At 53.8% G+C, this 15,721-nt stretch carries 16 protein-coding genes; 6 read left to right on the top strand and 10 right to left on the bottom strand.

The genetic code is table 11. The features are described 5' to 3' along the window. Positions 1 to 177: 177 nt before the first annotated feature. The 8 genes from fusA to AMM03_RS07445 all read right to left on the bottom strand — a co-directional run bounded on the left by fusA (position 178) and on the right by AMM03_RS07445 (position 7,412). The gene (gene fusA, locus AMM03_RS07480; RefSeq protein ID WP_090130014.1) at positions 178 to 2,280 is read right to left on the bottom strand and encodes an elongation factor G; all 2,103 of its coding nucleotides are present in this window, start codon (positions 2,278 to 2,280) and stop codon (positions 178 to 180) included. A 114-nt stretch (positions 2,281 to 2,394) separates the two neighbouring features. After that, positions 2,395 to 2,865: a 30S ribosomal protein S7 gene (gene rpsG / locus AMM03_RS07475; protein ID WP_090130012.1), complete on the bottom strand. Its 471-nt coding sequence runs from the start codon at positions 2,863 to 2,865 to the stop codon at positions 2,395 to 2,397. A 155-nt stretch (positions 2,866 to 3,020) separates the two neighbouring features. Continuing rightward, entirely contained in the window at positions 3,021 to 3,398 is a 378-nt protein-coding gene (rpsL, locus tag AMM03_RS07470; protein WP_017759704.1) for a 30S ribosomal protein S12, read from the bottom strand. Between the two features lie 164 nt (positions 3,399 to 3,562). Next, on the bottom strand, positions 3,563 to 4,693 hold the full coding sequence (locus tag AMM03_RS07465; protein WP_369793683.1) for a D-alanyl-D-alanine carboxypeptidase family protein: 1,131 nt from the start codon (positions 4,691 to 4,693) through the stop codon (positions 3,563 to 3,565). A 132-nt stretch (positions 4,694 to 4,825) separates the two neighbouring features. After that, positions 4,826 to 5,479, bottom strand: coding sequence for an alpha/beta hydrolase (locus AMM03_RS07460; protein WP_090130010.1), 654 nt, complete (start codon positions 5,477 to 5,479; stop codon positions 4,826 to 4,828). Next, a complete protein-coding gene (locus tag AMM03_RS07455; protein ID WP_194942813.1) occupies positions 5,479 to 5,871 on the bottom strand; it encodes a (2Fe-2S) ferredoxin domain-containing protein in 393 nt (130 codons plus the stop codon). Before AMM03_RS07455 ends, AMM03_RS07460 begins: the two co-directional genes overlap by 1 nt. Next, positions 5,868 to 6,971: a VanZ family protein gene (locus AMM03_RS07450; RefSeq protein WP_090130008.1), complete on the bottom strand. Its 1,104-nt coding sequence runs from the start codon at positions 6,969 to 6,971 to the stop codon at positions 5,868 to 5,870. The genes AMM03_RS07455 and AMM03_RS07450 overlap by 4 nt, the downstream gene beginning before the upstream one ends. A 12-nt stretch (positions 6,972 to 6,983) precedes the next feature. Then, positions 6,984 to 7,412 carry a CopD family protein gene (locus AMM03_RS07445; protein ID WP_090130006.1) on the bottom strand — a complete coding sequence of 143 codons (429 nt, stop codon included), beginning with the start codon at positions 7,410 to 7,412 and terminating at the stop codon, positions 6,984 to 6,986. Between the two features lie 124 nt (positions 7,413 to 7,536). Between AMM03_RS07445 and hemB the strand changes: the two genes are divergently transcribed. Both hemB and AMM03_RS07435 read left to right on the top strand, forming a co-directional pair. Next, positions 7,537 to 8,544 (top strand): porphobilinogen synthase, encoded by a 1,008-nt coding sequence (gene hemB, locus AMM03_RS07440; RefSeq protein ID WP_194942812.1) that lies wholly within the window; start codon positions 7,537 to 7,539, stop codon positions 8,542 to 8,544. 45 nt (positions 8,545 to 8,589) lie between these two features. Further along, positions 8,590 to 9,756, top strand: coding sequence for a magnesium transporter CorA family protein (locus tag AMM03_RS07435; protein ID WP_090130002.1), 1,167 nt, complete (start codon positions 8,590 to 8,592; stop codon positions 9,754 to 9,756). Between the two features lie 26 nt (positions 9,757 to 9,782). On the opposite strand, the gene AMM03_RS07430 is transcribed toward AMM03_RS07435, so the two are convergent. Both AMM03_RS07430 and AMM03_RS07425 read right to left on the bottom strand, forming a co-directional pair. Beyond that, positions 9,783 to 10,472 carry a dienelactone hydrolase family protein gene (locus AMM03_RS07430; protein ID WP_090130000.1) on the bottom strand — a complete coding sequence of 230 codons (690 nt, stop codon included), beginning with the start codon at positions 10,470 to 10,472 and terminating at the stop codon, positions 9,783 to 9,785. A gap of 13 nt (positions 10,473 to 10,485) precedes the next feature. Then, on the bottom strand, positions 10,486 to 11,088 hold the full coding sequence (locus AMM03_RS07425; RefSeq protein WP_090129999.1) for a 2-hydroxychromene-2-carboxylate isomerase: 603 nt from the start codon (positions 11,086 to 11,088) through the stop codon (positions 10,486 to 10,488). Positions 11,089 to 11,181: 93 nt separating this feature from the next. Between AMM03_RS07425 and AMM03_RS07420 the strand changes: the two genes are divergently transcribed. From AMM03_RS07420 to AMM03_RS07405, 4 genes are read left to right on the top strand one after another with little or no spacing between them, the layout of a single operon-like run. Continuing rightward, positions 11,182 to 11,928 (top strand): SDR family oxidoreductase, encoded by a 747-nt coding sequence (locus tag AMM03_RS07420; protein ID WP_090129997.1) that lies wholly within the window; start codon positions 11,182 to 11,184, stop codon positions 11,926 to 11,928. Next, on the top strand, positions 11,928 to 12,422 hold the full coding sequence (locus AMM03_RS07415; protein ID WP_090129995.1) for a MaoC family dehydratase: 495 nt from the start codon (positions 11,928 to 11,930) through the stop codon (positions 12,420 to 12,422). The genes AMM03_RS07420 and AMM03_RS07415 overlap by 1 nt, the downstream gene beginning before the upstream one ends. A gap of 33 nt (positions 12,423 to 12,455) precedes the next feature. After that, complete coding sequence (locus tag AMM03_RS07410) at positions 12,456 to 13,967, top strand: CoA-acylating methylmalonate-semialdehyde dehydrogenase (RefSeq protein ID WP_090129994.1); 1,512 nt, start codon at positions 12,456 to 12,458, stop codon at positions 13,965 to 13,967. A gap of 7 nt (positions 13,968 to 13,974) precedes the next feature. After that, positions 13,975 to 15,702 (top strand): GMC family oxidoreductase, encoded by a 1,728-nt coding sequence (locus AMM03_RS07405; protein WP_090129992.1) that lies wholly within the window; start codon positions 13,975 to 13,977, stop codon positions 15,700 to 15,702. The last annotated feature ends 19 nt before the right edge of the window (positions 15,703 to 15,721 follow it).

Here is a 15,721-nt window from a genome sequence, read left to right as displayed (position 1 = left end):
AAAGAACAAAGCCCGTGTTGTGGTTTTATGTTTGCATCCAATTGCTTGTTCACACCGCACGGGGACAGCGTGGCACTGGATCGCAGACAGGTTTAACTTTTTCTATCCTGTGAGGGAAGATTGATTAGTTGGGGACAGAGCAACCTGCTGCGCAGCTTGATCAGTCCCGCAATGTCTTTACTTTGCCCTTGACGCAACAATAGCTTCAGCAACGTTACGGGGAGCTTCAGCGTAGTGCTTGAATTCCATCGTGTACGTAGCGCGGCCTTGTGACATCGAGCGCAATGTGGTGGAGTAGCCGAACATTTCGGACAGTGGTACTTCAGCTTTAATGGCTTTACCACCGCCGACCATGTCGTCCATGCCTTGAACCATACCGCGACGTGAGGACAAGTCGCCCATCACGTTACCAGCGTAGTCTTCAGGTGTTTCAACTTCAACGGCCATCATGGGTTCCAAGATGACGGGGCTGGCTTTGCGGCAACCTTCTTTGAAACCAAAGATGGCGGCCATTTTGAAAGCCATTTCGTTGGAGTCAACGTCGTGGTATGAACCGAAGTGCAATGTGACCTTGACGTCAACAACTGGGTATCCAGCTAACACGCCCTGACCCAAAGCTTCGATCACGCCTTTTTCCACAGCAGGGATGTATTCGCGAGGAACCACACCGCCCTTGATGGCATCAACGAATTCAAAACCTTTGCCGGCTTCTTGTGGCTCGACCTTCAAGACCACGTGACCGTATTGACCTTTACCGCCAGACTGACGAACGAACTTGCCTTCGGCTTCTTCGACAGTTTTGCGGATGGTTTCACGGTAAGCCACTTGAGGCTTGCCCACGTTGGCTTCAACGCCGAATTCACGCTTCATGCGGTCCACGATAATTTCGAGGTGCAATTCGCCTTGGCCGCCAATGATGGTCTGGCCAGATTCTTCGTCGGTTTGAACGCGGAAAGATGGATCTTCAGCAGCCAAACGTGACAAAGCCATGCCCATTTTTTCTTGGTCGGCTTTTGTCTTAGGTTCGACAGCTTGACGAATCACGGAGTCGGGGAACACCATGCGTTCCAAAGTGATGACCGCATTGGGGTCGCACAATGTTTCGCCAGTGGTCACGTCTTTCAAGCCCACGCAAGCAGCGATGTCGCCGGCGCGAATTTCGTCAACTTCTTCACGGTTGTTGGCGTGCATTTGCACGATACGACCGATACGCTCTTTCTTGCCGCGCACAGAGTTGTAAACGGTGTCGCCCTTTTTCAGAACGCCAGAGTAAACGCGCACGAAAGTGAGCTGGCCCACAAAGGGGTCGGTCATCAATTTGAATGCCAACGCAGAGAATTTCTCTTCGTCGTCGGCTTTGCGTGTGACTTCTTTTTCGTCTTCGTCAAAACCTTTGATGGCTTTCACGTCGAGGGGAGAAGGCATCAATTCCAACACAGCGTCCAACATGCGCTGCACGCCTTTGTTCTTGAAGGCGGTGCCGCACAACATCGGTTGAATTTCGCTGTTGATGGTACGTGTACGCAAACCAGCTGTGATTTCTTCTTCAGTCAAGTCACCTTCTTCGAGGTACTTGTTCATGAGTTCTTCAGAGGCTTCAGCAGCAGCTTCAACCATCTTCTCGCGCCACTCTTTGGCCAATTCGACCAAGTTAGCGGGAATTTCTTCGAACGTGAACTTCATGCCTTGTGAAGCTTCGTCCCATATGATGGCCTTCATTTTGCGAAGGTCGACCACGCCGGTGAAGTTGTCTTCAGCGCCGATTGGGATCACGATTGGCACGGGGTTAGCTTTGAGGCGCAACTTCATTTGGTCCACAACTTTGAAGAAGTTGGCACCGGTACGGTCCATCTTGTTCACGAAGGCCAAACGTGGCACTTTGTACTTGTTGGCTTGACGCCACACAGTTTCAGACTGGGGCTGCACGCCGCCCACAGCACAGTAAACCATGCAAGCACCGTCGAGCACGCGCATGGAACGCTCAACTTCAATGGTGAAGTCAACGTGGCCAGGGGTGTCAATGATGTTGATGCGGTGATCTGCAAAAGAGCCGTCCATGCCCTTCCAGAAGCAAGTGGTGGCAGCAGAAGTGATCGTGATACCACGCTCTTGTTCTTGCTCCATCCAGTCCATGGTGGCGGCGCCATCATGCACTTCACCAATTTTGTGATTCACACCGGTATAGAAAAGAATACGCTCGGTGGTAGTGGTTTTACCCGCATCAATGTGTGCGGAAATACCGATGTTGCGATAGCGCTCGATGGGAGTATTGCGAGCCATGATCAACCTCTTGGAATTCAGTTAAAACAAAAAATGCAAATGCCCTGCAGGGTCTCTACAGGGCTTTGCGGTGGTTGCCAGCGCAACTCAAAGCTGCGCGACAACCTCCGGGATTTAGAAGCGGAAGTGTGAGAAGGCCTTGTTGGCTTCAGCCATACGGTGCACTTCATCACGCTTTTTCATCGCGCCGCCGCGGCCTTCATTGGCCTCAAGCAACTCGTTGGCCAAGCGCAAAGCCATGGATTTTTCACCACGCTTACGGGCCGCTTCTTTGATCCAACGCATGGACAAAGCCAAGCGACGGACTGGGCGAACTTCGACGGGCACCTGGTAGTTGGCACCACCCACGCGGCGGGATTTAACTTCCACCATGGGCTTGACGTTGTTGATGGCGATTGAAAAAAGTTCGACAGGGTCTTTGCCTGTTTTCTTTTCCATGTTTTCCAAGGCACCATAAATGATGCGCTCGGCAACCGCTTTTTTGCCGCCTTCCATGATCACATTCATGAATTTGGAAAGTTCGACATTACCGTACTTGGGGTCCGGCAGGATTTCACGTTTAGGGACTTCACGACGACGTGGCATATTTCACCTCTTTGCTTCAGTTTGATGGCTGGACGTCCGATCCAGACACCCTGCAAACTCATCTTGAATTTGCACTTACTCGACTCCGACATGGAGTCACTTCGTTGAACCGGCTCGTCTAAAAACCAGAACAACACCTTTTTTTGAAAGCTAACTTAAGCTTTCTTCGGGCGCTTAGCGCCATATTTAGAACGCGATTGCTTGCGGTCTTTCACGCCTTGCAAGTCGAGTGAGCCACGCACGATGTGGTAACGCACACCTGGCAAGTCTTTCACACGACCACCACGTACCAAAACCACGGAGTGTTCCTGCAAGTTGTGGCCTTCACCACCGATGTAGGAGATCACCTCGAAGCCGTTGGTCAAGCGCACTTTGGCAACTTTACGCAGAGCGGAGTTAGGTTTTTTAGGCGTCGTGGTGTACACACGGGTGCACACACCGCGGCGCTGCGGAGAGTTTTGCATCGCAGGGCTTTTTGACTTGGTCTTTTCGACCTCGCGCCCCTGACGCACCAATTGATTGATGGTTGGCATTTAAAAAAACGTCCCTAAACGTTTGGAATGAACAAAAAAATCTTCTCCGCCCCAAATGCGGAAAAGCCTTCTAGTATAGCGTTGGATTGGCGGCTAGGCAAAAATTTCTGCATTCAAGCTATTTGCTTCTCGCTTAGATCAAAGTTTGCAAGTACCAACTTTTCTCATTTGATCCACAAACGCACAGCATCCCATGCGCGGCCCAAGACTCCGGCCTGCTCCACGGAGTCCAAGGCTTGCAAGGGCATCTCGACCCAAAACTGCTCGCCTCGATAAATTTTGAGGCTGCCGATGGCCTGACCTTTGGTGACAGGGGCCACCAAAGGGTCCGGGCGCACCAGCTGAGTTTTGATTTGTGAAGCCGAGCCCGTAGGCACCGCAACGACCAGTGCATCTGAGCGTCCAAGCTTGAGGGTATTGGCTTTGCCCTTCCAAATGGCAGGCGTTGCAACGGCCTGTCCAGGTTCAAATAATTTGACGGCTTCAAAAGCGGTGTATCCCCAATTGAGCAGCTTCTGCGCTTCGTTGGCGCGCGCAATTTCACTATTGGCACCCAACACAATGGCCATCAATCGGCGCGGGCCCACATTGGGAAAGTCGCGTTTGGCCGTCGCCACCAAGCAATAACCCGCCGCCTCGGTATGGCCAGTTTTGAGGCCGTCTACTGTGGGGTCTTTGAACAGCAACAAGTTGCGGTTGCTGTCGTTGGCAGCAGGTGTTCCGGGGTAACGGTATTTTTTGATGGCGTAAGTGGCCACGAACTCTGGAAAGTCGCGCATGAGGCGGGTGGCCAACGTGGCCAGGTCTCTTGCGGTGGTGGTGTGGCCTGCCTCGGTCAGGCCTTCTGGGTTTTTGTAACTGGTGTTGTTCATGCCCAAGACCTTGGCTTGGTCATTCATCATTTGGACAAATCGCTCAACCGTGCCGCCCACGCCTTCGGCCAAAGCCACTGTGGCGTCATTGCCAGATTGAACAATCATGCCCTTGATCAAGTCTTCAACCGGCACTTTCATCTTGGGGTCGATGAACATGCGTGAGCCTGGCATTTTCCAAGCGCGCTCGCTCACGCCAAATGTTTGTTTGATGTCAATTTTTTTAGACTTGAGCGCATCAAATACCAAATAGGCACTCATCAGCTTGGTCAGGGAGGCAGGCTCAACCGGCATGTCCATGTCGCGCGAAGCCAAAATCTGGTTGGCCGTGACGTCCAATAACAAATACGCACGGGCAGCCACTTCGGGTGGCTCAGGCGGACGCGCTTGCGCCAATGCCGCGCCAGACCAACTGACAAGCATCACAGCAGCAAGGGCAGCGCCCATGCCCGCTTTGAAAAAAGCACGTCGAGAATTCAAAACTAAATTTTTCATGAAGGGGGATCAAAAAATTGAAATAAATCTTCGCTTTTGAAAACCGGCCCACCGAGGGGCTCAAGTTTTCAAATGGCGGCTGACCAAATTGCGGAGTAAGGGCAATTGTCCGTGAAAGAAATGCTCAACACCCGGAATCACCGTCACGGGCAAGGATTGAGGTCGGGCCCAGTCCATGACGCTGGACAGTGGCACGGTGTCGTCAACTTCGCCATGCACAACCAATGTTTTTTCATGCAGTTCGGGCGGCACAGGTGCAACCATAAATCGCGAAGCGGCGGTGCCCACCAACACCACTTTGTCTAAATTCGGGTTGGTAGCGAGTTGAGCCACAGCGTGGCTAGTCACAAAAGCGCCAAATGAAAAGCCCGCCAACGCCAGTGCAGGACCTGCGGCTTGGGCTTGAGCTTGATCGAGTGTTTGCGATTGGGCAATGACGTGCATCAAATCTTCTAACTCGCCACGCCCTTCGTCATAAACCCCAGCACTCCCGCCAACACCTCTGAAATTGAATCGGACGGCGCGCCAACCATTTTGAACAAATGCTTTGGCCAGGGTTTGAACCACCTTGTTTTGCATGGTGCCGCCAAACAAGGGATGGGGATGGCAGATGACCGCAGTGCCCTTGACGGGCGTGCCTTCTGGCACATCGCAAAGGCCCTCCAACGCGCCAGCGGGTCCGTTCAGCCAAATGGGCTGTGTGGCGGAATTCATCAACGACCCAAGTTAGGGGGCGTTAGCAAACGCTCAACAACCTGGCCATTTTTTAAGTGGCTTTCTACGATTTCATCGATGTCACTTGTGTCGACAAAACTGTACCAAGTGCCCTCGGGGTAGACCACCGCAACAGGGCCACCGGCGCATCGGTCAAGGCAACCCGCTTTGTTCACACGAACTTGACCCGGGCCAGACAGACCCAGTTCTTTGACGCGTGATTTGCAATGGTCAAAGGCCGCTTGTGCACCTTGAAGCGCGCAACAAGCCTCACCATTTTTTCTTTCGTTGAGGCAGAAAAAAATGTGGTGCTTGTAATAAGAGGTGCCTGCCCCATCGCTTGAATGACTGGCTGAGAGGGCTTCAGTTGGAAGATTATTTGATTGGCTCATGGTGCCATTTTAGAGGTCCGCGGCGCTGCCAAAACTTGCATCAAATAAGCCAGCAACACAAAAGGCCATAGCCAGCCCATCCATTGAATCAGACCATGGAATCGAATGAATTGACCTTGCTCCCAGTTTTGCAAAGTCAATGAAAAGTAAGCACTCGCTGATGCATTATTCAGCATGGTCAATTGAAGTACCAAGCCCACCAAGGCCAAAACTTGAAGTGGTTTTTCTCTGAGCCACATCATGGGCACAGCCAACAAGGCAGCCATGATAAGGGCCACTTGAACGGGTGCATTGAGCCAGCCCCAAGCATGGACGGGGCCGTAAGTGAGCGCAGCGGAGAGCGCGGTAAAGCCCACCCCACAGCCAAGTACCAAACCCCATGCGAGGGCCTTTTGATACAAGTGACGAATCAAACTAAAAGCCAACATACACGGTATCAGCAAGCCTAGGCAGACACACAAACTTTCGTAAATGGGCAACAAAGGTTGCAACTCCACTTCGCGAACTGGCAACCAATCGAGCCAAGGAGTGTCTTGTAAATACAAGGCCAAGGCGTCTTCTGTGCGCTCCAAAACTTGACCCAAACCCATCGGAACCGGGGCGGGGAATAACAAGGCAATGGGCCACAGCGCCAACAAAACCAAAGACCCTTTGGCGTCAGGCAAGAACCAATTGGCACGAAACCGGCTCCAACGGTCTAAGAAACCAAATCGCTCCAAAGTCCATGCGGAAATCGCACCCAAGAAGGCGCCTAAGGTGTTGAGTTCCCAGTCCACATTGGACGGCACTCTGGCAGGCAAAAAGAGCTGCAAAGACTCCATGTTCAAGGCCAGCAATGAGCCCATCAAAACGGACAACGCCACAGCGGGCAAATGTCGAGCGCTTCTGCGCAGCGCCAACGTCACAATGAAACCTAACGGCGCATAACCCAAGACATTGGAAAGCACATCAAAGCCGGTCCAATACTTTGGCCATGGCGCAAACAAAAAAGCCGTCCAATCGACGCCCTGAGAGCGCCAGCCTTCAAAGGGATAGAGGCTGGCATAGATAATCAGCGCTGCGTAAATACCGGCCAATGGCCATGCAGCGGTTTTATGCATGGGACGCCTCAATTAGAAAGGCTTGACCACAACCAAAATCACCACGGCCACCATCATGAGCACGGGTGCTTCGTTGAACCATCGGTACCAAACGTGGTTGTGGGTGTTTTCGTGACGTTCAAATTTGCGCAGCAATCGGCCGCAGACGTGGTGATAGCCCACCACCAACAGAACCACCGCCAATTTGGCGTGCATCCACGCATTGCCCGGCCCCCAGCCAATGCCAATGCCCCACCACAACCAAACACCAAGTGCGACGGCTGGCACTGACAAAATGGTTGTGAAGCGCATCAGTTTTCTGGCCATCAACAAAAGCCTGTCTCGCTCGGCCTCCGAGCCCTCAGGCACCATGGCCAAGTTGACAAAGATCCTAGGCAGGTAGAACAAGCCAGCAAACCAGCTGGCCACGAAAACAATGTGAAAGGCTTTGATCCAGAGCATGGGCAGAGTGTAGCCTCGCCGCCAAACCCGGGACAAGACCCAAAAATGGCATCCGGCCAACAAATCAGTCGATCAATCTCCTAGGGGACTCCCTATTTCGTCCAACTTAGGGCACAATTTTCTGATGACACTCATCAACGCCCCTTACCCCGCCAGCCGTCCTCGCCGTTTAAGAAGGACTGACTTCTCTCGTCGCTTGGTGCGCGAGCATCAACTCACCGTCGACGACTTGATCTATCCCGTCTTTGTGCTGGATGGCAAAAACCAGCGCCAAGCCGTCGGCTCCATGCCCGGTGTTGAAAGACTGAGCTTGGATTTGCTGTTGCCAGTGGCCGAAGACTGCGTCAAGTTGGGCATTCCCGTCATGGCCTTGTTTCCGGTCATCGACAGTTCCTTAAAGGACCCCGAAGGCAATGAGGCCCTGAACCCAGAGGGCTTGGTCCCAACAGTGGTTCGGGCACTGAAAAAACATTTTCCAGATTTGGGCGTCATGACCGATGTGGCGCTCGACCCCTTTACTAGCCACGGCCAAGACGGTTGGCTGGACGAAGCTGGTTACATCTTGAATGACTTGACCTTGGCCCAGTTGGTCAAACAAGCCATGGTGCAAGCAGAAGCCGGCGTCGACATCGTGGCGCCCAGCGACATGATGGACGGTCGCATTGGGGCTATTCGCCAATCGCTTGAAGCCAAAGGCTTTGTGCACACACAAATCATGGCCTACAGCGCCAAGTTTGCCAGCTCTTTCTATGGCCCTTTCCGCGATGCCGTAGGCTCTGCCGCCAACTTGGGCAAGGGCAACAAAAAGACTTACCAAATGGACCCCGGCAACACCAATGAAGCCCTGCGCGAAGTGGCTTTGGACATTGCAGAAGGTGCTGACATGGTGATGGTCAAACCCGGCATGCCTTATTTGGATGTGTTGCGCCGCGTCAAAGACGAATTTGGCGTGCCGACCTTTGCGTACCAAGTGTCTGGTGAATACGCTATGTTGAAGGCCGCTGCTCAAAACGGCTGGCTCGACCACGATGGCGTCATGATGGAAAGCTTGTTGGCCTTCAAGCGCGCTGGCGCCGATGGCATCTTGACCTACTTTGCGCGCGATGCTGCGCGACTCATGAAGAACACTTAAGAAGCAAGGCTTTTTAAATCATCACGCCACTGCACGCCTAGCCACATGCGCGTCTTCATCGTTTCAGGCCAGCATGTGCACGATGCATTGGCCTTGCCGCAAAACGTGCCAGAAAATGGTTTCGTTTGGGTGGCTTGCTCTCGAACTTTTTTTGCAACAGAGCAAGTTCAAATTCAGCAATCTTTGCAAAATCTAACAGGCCACAATCTATTGGATTTGCACGTTTCAGATTTGCTCAATGCGCAGTTACCTTCGCGCTTTGATTCAACCTCTTACTACGATGTGCTGGTGTTTCGCAGACTGGCCAGCGCTGCGCGCGATGTCGACACCAAAGACGCGCCACCGCTTAAAAAATCAAGAGGCAAATTAAGTGGCCCACCGGCATTGCGGCGTGTCGACACCAGCCCTATTGGTTTTGCAGTCTTTGACAATGTCCTGATCACCGTTCATCCAGACGACTGCCTTATCCGGGAGGGCTACGCTGCAAGGCTCATGGCAGCAAGCAAAGAGCTGCTGCAGTCGGCCCATTCAAAAACCCAAAGCAGCTCGGGCTTTGCCAGCGCCGATGATCGCTCAACGGGTGCCCGCGGCATTCCTGTCAGCCCCGCCGACTTGATGCTCCGCATGGTGAGCCAAGTGGTGGACGCCTACTTGGATTTGCGCCGTGAACTCACACGCCAGTTGGACCATTGGCAGGCTGAGTTGATCAACCCTTACACGCGGTTCAACAACTGGTCTGCGTTGTTAGAGGCCAGGCTGTCGCTGCATCACTTGGATGAAATTTGCGAAGACCAAAGAAGTGCCATGCAAGATTGGTTGGAGTCTTTGAACGCTTGGTCGACACCCACCGCCAGTGCGCTCATGCGTGAACACGAAATTTTGAAGGTGCGAAGTCGCGATGTGTTGGAACACATCGACCGCGTAGTGCACCACGTGAGGCGACTCGAGCAAAGCATTGAGACGGCCGTTCAAATTCACTTCAACGCACAAAGCAATCGCACCAACGAGAGCATGCGGACCCTGACCTCTATCACTGCCATTTTCTTGCCCTTGAATTTGATTGCCGCCATTTTCGGCATGAACTTCGATGTCATTCCACTGCTGCACACCAGCACCGGATTTTGGTGGACACTGGGCAGCATGGCCTTGATTGCAACGACGCTGGCTTGGGTGTTTTGGCGCAAGCGTTACTTGCTTCGATCTGGCAGATGAGTTTGGGGGGCTTTCACCCCCCTGCATCACGCCAAATTGGTTTTGAAAAAATCCAAAGTTCTTTGCTTGGCCAATGCGGCCGCTTCCGCTTGCCATGCCCCTCGGTGATTGCAATTGAACCCGTGGTGCGCAGCATAGGTGAAGACTTGCACTTGCGGGTGCGCCGCCTTAAAAGCTTCGACCGAATCCATCGGTATCCATTTGTCTTCTTCAGCAAAGTGCGCCATGACTGGCACACGCGCTTGCCTTGCGGTTTCGGCCGCCGTGGTAACGCCGCCACCGTAATAAGGCGCAGCTGCCGACAAGCCCTGAAGCATGCACGCCGCACGCCAAGTCAGCAAGCCGCCCCAGCAATAACCCACGATGCCAACCTTGCCGCCACAAGCCTTGTGGGCATGGTCAATGGCGGCTTGGATGTCTTGCATCGCGCCAGGCGCAGGCAATGATTCGACCGCGGTTTTGAGGGCCATGCCGGCACCCATGTCGGCATCTGTGTACCCCAGCTCTACATTGGCTTGGGCGCGGTGAAACATGGCGGGTGCAATGGCCAAATAGCCTTCTTTGGCATAGGCGTCGGCCACTTCGCGAATATGGGCGTTGACGCCAAAGATTTCCTGAATGACCACAACCGCTGCCTTGGCAGGCGTTTCGGGTTGTGCCACGTAGGCTGGAATTTGAGTGCCATCTGAGGCACTGAGTTGAATAAAGGATCCCATCAACTGCTCCTAATTAAATAGCAAGTGCCCGCTCGACAAAGTCGAGTCGGTCTTGGCCCCAAAAAATTTCTCCCCCCAAGACATAACTGGGTGCGCCAAAGACGCCTGCGTCGATGGCCATTTGGGTGTACTTTTCGTATTGAACTTGAACCGCTTGGCTGTGCGATTGCTCCAAACAACTGGCGGGCAAATTGTTCTCTTTAAGCAATTCGGCCAGGGTTTTTTCATCGGCAATGTTGCGCTGTTGTGACCAAACTGCCGACAACACAGCGCCGCTGATGGTCATAGAAGCTTCGGCACCCACGGCCATGTCAACGGCAATGATCAGTCTGGCCGCGTCGTCGCCACTGACCGGAAAGAAAGTGGGCTTGAGGTTCAAGGGCGCACCCAACCACTGGCTAAAGCGCGCTAACTCCGTCAAACGATAGGCTTGTCGTTGTGGGGCACGTTGACCCAAAGGCAAACCCCCTGAAATAGGAAACACTTTGCCCCCCAGATCGATGGGCATGACGCGAACGCTCGCGCCTGCCTTGGTCAGAATTTGCTGAAACCGCTGATGTCCCAAGTAAGCCCAAGGACTTTGTGGGGCGAAATAATAGTCGACTGTGTGACTCACAAAAAGCTCCTAATTAAGGTAATCTGCATACGCAACGCCGTAGCACCAGACAGTGTTTTAACCGTTTAATCAATATTCTGCAGGAGTCAAGAAATGCGCAAAGTTGTTTTGGTCACAGGCGGAAGCCGCGGCATTGGTGCTGCCACCTGCATTTTGGCAGCCCAAAAGGGCTGGGACGTCGCCGTCAATTACACGTCCAATGCACAGGCTGCCGAAGAGGTGGTTCAGCAAATCAAGGCAGCGGGTGGCCGCGCGATGGCCGTTCAGGCCGACGTCGCCAATGAAGAGCAAGTATTGGCCATGTTCCAAAAAGTCCGGGCCGAACTGGGGCCTCTTCAAGGCCTGGTCAACAACGCGGGCGTTGTGGATGTGTCTGCAAGGCTCGATCAGATGAGCATGGCGCGCTGGCGCCGCATGTTTGACATCAATGTCTTGGGCTCGATGTTGTGCGCCCGAGAAGCCATCTTGCAAATGAGCACCCAACACGGCGGCCAAGGCGGCAGCATCGTCAATTTGTCCAGCGCCGCAGCACGTTTGGGATCACCTGGTCAGTATTTAGATTACGCCGCAGCCAAAGGTGCCATCGACAGCTTCACGCTGGGCTTGGCCAAAGAAATTGCCGCCGACGGTATTCGAGTGAATGCCATTCGCCCAGGTTTAATTGACACTGACATTCACGCCTCCGGTGGCATACCCAATCGGGTCAAAGAATTGGAACATTTGGTGCCTGCCAAGCGCGGCGGTACGGCCATGGAAGTGGCTCAAGCCATTGTGTGGTTGTTGTCTGACGAAGCCAGCTACACCACCATGAGCCTGATCGACGTGTCGGGAGGCCGTTGATGGCGGGCCACACCACTGACCACATTCTTTATTACTGGGAAGACTTACTGCCTGGCAGCGAACGCGATTTGGGCACTATCACCCCCACCCGCGAAGAAATCATTGCCTTTGCGTCGCAGTTTGACCCTCAACCCTTTCATTTGGACGACGCCGCAGCCAAGGCCTCGGTCTTTGGTAGCTTGTGTGCCAGCGGATGGCACACCTGCGCCATGGCCATGCGACTGATGGTGACCAACTTTTTGCATCAATCCTCTAGTTTGGGTTCGCCTGGCTTAGAAAATTTGCAATGGAAAAAACCGGTGTTGCCCAATGACACCTTGCACCTGAAGCACAAAATCATTGATTCGCGGCCCATGCGCTCCAAACCCGATGTGGGTTTGGTACGGACCGAATGGCACATGCACAACCAGCATGGCGACCTAGTACTTCACATGGAAGGCTGGAGCATGTTCAGGCGCAGGCATCCTGCAAGCAACAATGCTTCCAGCGATTAACATTCACACTTACGACAAATTTTAAGAATCGTCATGACCGTCACTTCAATTGCTCACTACATCTCTGGCCAAACAACGGCAGGAACATCGACTCGCGCACAAGACGTTTTCAATCCAGCGACGGGCGCCGTCACCGGACGCGTTAGCTTAGCCAATGTTCAGGATGTTGCAACGGCGGTTGCTTCTGCGCAAGCGGCCTTCCCTGCGTGGGCCGACACACCCCCGCTGCGCCGGGCACGTGTGATGTTCAAATACTTAGAGTTGTTAAACCAAAACCGTGACACCTTGGCTCGCATGATCACCGCCGAACACGGCAAAGTTTTCACCGACGCGCAAGGTGAAGTGACACGAGGCATCGACATCGTTGAGTTTGCGTGTGGCATCCCTCAACTGCTCAAAGGCGACTTCACCGATCAAGTTTCAACGGGCATCGACAACTGGACCCTGCGTCAGCCCTTGGGCGTGGTGGCTGGTGTCACGCCCTTTAATTTTCCGGTCATGGTGCCCATGTGGATGTTCCCTGTGGCCATCGCTTGCGGCAACACCTTCGTTCTCAAGCCCAGTCCGCTTGACCCCAGCCCCAGTTTGTTGATGGCCGAGCTGCTCAAACAAGCGGGCTTGCCCGATGGCGTATTCAACGTGGTTCAAGGCGACAAAGAAGCGGTGGACGCATTGATAGAGCACCCCGATGTGAAGGCTGTCAGCTTTGTGGGCTCAACGCCCATTGCCAACAGCTTGTACGAAAACGGCGCGCGCCACGGCAAACGTGTGCAAGCTCTGGGTGGTGCCAAAAATCACATGGTGGTCATGCCGGATGCCGACATTGAACAAGCCGTGGATGCCCTCATGGGCGCGGCTTATGGCTCCGCCGGCGAACGCTGCATGGCTATCAGTGTGGCAGTGTTGGTGGGCGACGTGGCTGAAAGATTAATGCCTCTGTTGCTCGAAAAAACGCGTGCGCTCAAAGTCTTGAACGGCACCAACCTCGATGCCGAGATGGGCCCCATCGTGACCGCTGCAGCCAAGCAACGCATTACCGGTTACATCGATGCTGGCATTGCCGAAGGCGCCAAGTTGTTGGTCGATGGCCGTCAGTTTGATGGCGCCAAAGCAGGCGCAGGTTGCGACAACGGCTTCTGGTTAGGTGGCACATTGTTTGACCATGTCACCACCGACATGAAGATTTACAAAGAAGAAATTTTTGGCCCCGTGCTGTCATGTGTTCGCGTCAAAGATTTTGGCGAAGCCGTGCAAATCATCAACGACCACGAGTTTGGCAATGGTGTGAGTTGCTTCACTCGCGATGGCAATGTGGCACGCGAGTTTTCTCGTCGCATTCAAGTGGGCATGGTGGGCATCAACGTGCCGATTCCGGTGCCCATGGCATGGCACGGTTTTGGTGGTTGGAAACGCAGCTTGTTTGGCGACATGCACGCGTATGGCGAAGAAGGTGTTCGCTTCTACACCAAACAAAAGTCCATCATGCAGCGCTGGCCAGAGAGCATTGGCAAAGGCGCAGAGTTCGTCATGCCAACTGCCAAATAAGCACGGCATGAACGACAGCACTTTTGACTACATCATTGTGGGCGCAGGCACAGCGGGTTGTCTGCTGGCCAATCGCTTGTCGGCGGACGCTAGCAAGCGCGTGCTTCTGATTGAAGCCGGCCGCCGCGACGATTACCACTGGATTCACATCCCTGTGGGCTACCTCTATTGCATTGGCAACCCGCGCACCGATTGGTTGTATCAGACTGAAGCTGCGGCAGGCCTGAATGGCCGTTCACTGCGCTACCCCCGAGGCAAGGTATTGGGCGGCTGCAGCAGCATCAACGGCATGATTTACATGCGCGGTCAGTCGCGTGATTACAACCAGTGGGCCGAGGTCACGGGCGATTCAAGCTGGCAATGGGACAACTGTTTGCCCTACTTCAAATTTCACGAAGACCATTACCAAGGTGCCACCGAGTTGCACGGTGAGAAGGGCGCGTTGCCAGAACTGCTGAAATCAGAGACACACCCAAACGAGAAGTCCACGAGCTACTTCAAACTCTTGAAAGCCAGACAAGCCGGTGGTGAATGGCGCGTTGACAAACAACGTCTTAGCTGGGACGTGTTGGAAGCTTTTTCATTGGCCGCCCAACAGGCCGGCATTCCGGCTAGCACCGACTTTAACCAAGGCAACAACGAAGGCGTTGGTTACTTTGATGTGAACCAAAAAAATGGCTGGCGCTGGAACACGGCACAGGCTTTTTTAAGACCGACGTGCTATGCGCGGCCCAACTTTGAACTTTGGACACGCGCCCAAGTTGCAGGCCTGGTCATTGAAACAGGCGCCGATGGCCAAAAGCGCTGCACCGGTGTGAAAGTTTGGGATGGCCATCAAATGGTCACAGCCACCGCCACACGCGAAGTCGCCTTAAGCGCCGGCAGCATTGGCTCTGCTCACATCCTGCAACTTGCCGGCATTGGCAACGCGCAAAGTTTGCATGACAAAGGTGTGGCCGTGACACACGACCTGCCAGGTGTTGGCGCCAACTTGCAAGATCATTTGCAAATTCGCTCGGTGTACAAAGTCAAAAATGCCAAGACCCTCAACACCTTGGCCAACAGTTGGTTGGGCAAAGCCAAAATTGGTCTGGAATATGCCATGTCACGCACCGGGCCCATGAGCATGGCGCCCAGTCAATTGGGAGCCTTTACCAAAAGCAGCCCTGAGCATGCATGGCCCAACATTCAGTACCATGTTCAACCCTTGAGCCTGGACGCATTTGGTGAACCGCTGCACAGCTTTCCCGCCATCACAGCCAGTGTTTGCAATTTGAATCCGACCAGCCGCGGTAGCGTTAGCTTAAAGAGCGCCGATTTCAATGATGCGCCAGCCATTGCACCCAATTATTTGAGCACCGACGAAGACCGCAAAGTGGCGGCCGACAGCTTGCGCGTCACTCGCCGCATCATGTCTCAATCCGCCATGGCATCTTATGCGCCAGAGGAATACAAGCCTGGCGTTCAATACCAGTCTGACGAAGAGTTGGCACGTTTGGCGGGTGACATTGCCAGCACCATTTTTCATCCCGTCGGCACCACACGCATGGGTCGCGACGACGATCCCATGGCGGTGGTCAACAGCCGCTTGCAAGTGCGTGGCATTCAAGGCTTGCGCGTGGTTGATGCGGGCGTGATGCCCGCCATTACCAGCGGCAACACCAACAGCCCGACGCTCATGATTGCTGAAAAAGCGGCGCATTGGATGGCCATCGATGCCGCGGGAAATCCCTGATGTCTTGAGGGTCCGAATG

Origin of the sequence: Limnohabitans sp. Rim11 (assembly GCF_001269365.1) — a bacterium.
Lineage (GTDB): Bacteria > Pseudomonadota > Gammaproteobacteria > Burkholderiales > Burkholderiaceae_C > Limnohabitans_A.
Note: the sequence above shows the minus strand (reverse complement) of the source record. Positions and strands in the feature narration are given on the sequence as shown.

Bases quoted from the DNA above. Each gene is read 5' to 3' on its own strand.
- fusA (WP_090130014.1), bottom strand. From the start codon at position 2,280: ATGGCTCGCAATACTCCCATCGAGCGCTATCGCAACATCGGTATTTCC.
- rpsG (WP_090130012.1), bottom strand. From the start codon at position 2,865: ATGCCACGTCGTCGTGAAGTCCCTAAACGTGAAATCCTGCCGGACCCC.
- rpsL (WP_017759704.1), bottom strand. From the start codon at position 3,398: ATGCCAACCATCAATCAATTGGTGCGTCAGGGGCGCGAGGTCGAAAAG.
- AMM03_RS07465 (WP_369793683.1), bottom strand. From the start codon at position 4,693: ATGCTTGTCAGTTGGTCTGGCGCGGCATTGGCGCAAGCGCGTCCGCCT.
- AMM03_RS07460 (WP_090130010.1), bottom strand. From the start codon at position 5,479: ATGAATTCCGCCACACAGCCCATTTGGCTGAACGGACCCGCTGGCGCG.
- AMM03_RS07455 (WP_194942813.1), bottom strand. From the start codon at position 5,871: ATGAGCCAATCAAATAATCTTCCAACTGAAGCCCTCTCAGCCAGTCAT.
- AMM03_RS07450 (WP_090130008.1), bottom strand. From the start codon at position 6,971: ATGCATAAAACCGCTGCATGGCCATTGGCCGGTATTTACGCAGCGCTG.
- AMM03_RS07445 (WP_090130006.1), bottom strand. From the start codon at position 7,412: ATGCTCTGGATCAAAGCCTTTCACATTGTTTTCGTGGCCAGCTGGTTT.
- hemB (WP_194942812.1), top strand. From the start codon at position 7,537: ATGACACTCATCAACGCCCCTTACCCCGCCAGCCGTCCTCGCCGTTTA.
- AMM03_RS07435 (WP_090130002.1), top strand. From the start codon at position 8,590: ATGCGCGTCTTCATCGTTTCAGGCCAGCATGTGCACGATGCATTGGCC.
- AMM03_RS07430 (WP_090130000.1), bottom strand. From the start codon at position 10,472: ATGGGATCCTTTATTCAACTCAGTGCCTCAGATGGCACTCAAATTCCA.
- AMM03_RS07420 (WP_090129997.1), top strand. From the start codon at position 11,182: ATGCGCAAAGTTGTTTTGGTCACAGGCGGAAGCCGCGGCATTGGTGCT.
- AMM03_RS07415 (WP_090129995.1), top strand. From the start codon at position 11,928: ATGGCGGGCCACACCACTGACCACATTCTTTATTACTGGGAAGACTTA.
- AMM03_RS07410 (WP_090129994.1), top strand. From the start codon at position 12,456: ATGACCGTCACTTCAATTGCTCACTACATCTCTGGCCAAACAACGGCA.
- AMM03_RS07405 (WP_090129992.1), top strand. From the start codon at position 13,975: ATGAACGACAGCACTTTTGACTACATCATTGTGGGCGCAGGCACAGCG.